This window comes from Mycobacterium sp. 852002-51152_SCH6134967 (genome assembly GCF_001667105.1).
GTDB classification, from domain to species: domain Bacteria; phylum Actinomycetota; class Actinomycetes; order Mycobacteriales; family Mycobacteriaceae; genus Mycobacterium; species Mycobacterium neumannii_A.
In genome coordinates this window covers 1-912 of sequence record NZ_LZIK01000030.1, presented here as the reverse complement: position 1 = coordinate 912, position 912 = coordinate 1, and the positions used below count along the sequence as shown (strand labels likewise).

The following is a 912-nucleotide window of genomic DNA, read 5'->3' as shown; positions in this document are numbered from 1 at the left end:
CGAGGTAGCGACGAGCAGCAACCCGACGACAGCCACCCTGGCCAGTGCTTTCATGAGCTGAACGGTAACCCGACGAGCGCACTGTTGGGGTGCTCGAACCGCGAGTGCGTCGGCAAAAAGTGTGCGCTGGAAGGCGGGGCTAGAACCGCCACCACGGGTCGACCGGCGGCGTCGCGTCCAACCGGACCCGCTGCCCCGGTTTGGGCACCGCTAACTGCACCTTTTCCGCGTCGGCGGCCCGCAGCAGCCGCTCGACCGGTTCGGCCCACGGGTGTGGCGCGAGCCGGAAGGTGGCCCAGTGGATCGGTACCAGCAGCCCCCGGTCGGCTTCGGCGACGTCGAGGTGCGCCTTGACCGCCTCTTCGGGATTCATGTGGATGTCCGGCCACGCCGGATGGTAGGCACCGACGGGCAGCAGCGTCAGGTCGAACGGCCCGTGGTCCATGCCGATCTGGGCGAAGCTCTTGGTGTATCCGGTGTCGCCGCCGAAGAACGCCCGGTGTTGCGGGCCCATGATCACCCACGACGCCCACAGCGTGGTGTTACGGGTGAACGCGCGACCGGAGAAGTGCCGCGCCGGCGTGCACACCAGGGTGAGCTCGCCGATCGTGTGGCTCTCGTTCCAGTCGAGTTCGACGATCCGGCTCTCCGGGATCCCCCATTTGCGCAGGTGCGCGCCGATGCCGAGCGGGACGACGAACGGCGCCCGCTGCGTGTGGACGAGGCCGACGATCGTGTCCATGTCGAGGTGGTCGTAGTGGTCGTGGCTGACGATGATCGCGTCGACGGCGGCCAGCGCCTCGAGCGGAGCAGGCACCTCGTGCATCCGCTCCGGGCCGACCGTTTGGGACGGTGAGCACCGGCGGCTCCACACCGGGTCGGCCAGCACGCGGTAGCCGTCGAGTTCGACCA

The 912-nt window shown here is 68.9% G+C and carries 1 protein-coding gene; it reads right to left on the bottom strand.

Annotated elements, in window-relative coordinates; genetic code table 11:
• Window positions 1-139: 139 nt before the first annotated feature.
• Window positions 140-912: MBL fold metallo-hydrolase (locus A5790_RS10285; protein WP_066843256.1), on the bottom strand; the 773-nt coding region annotated here is incomplete at its 5' end.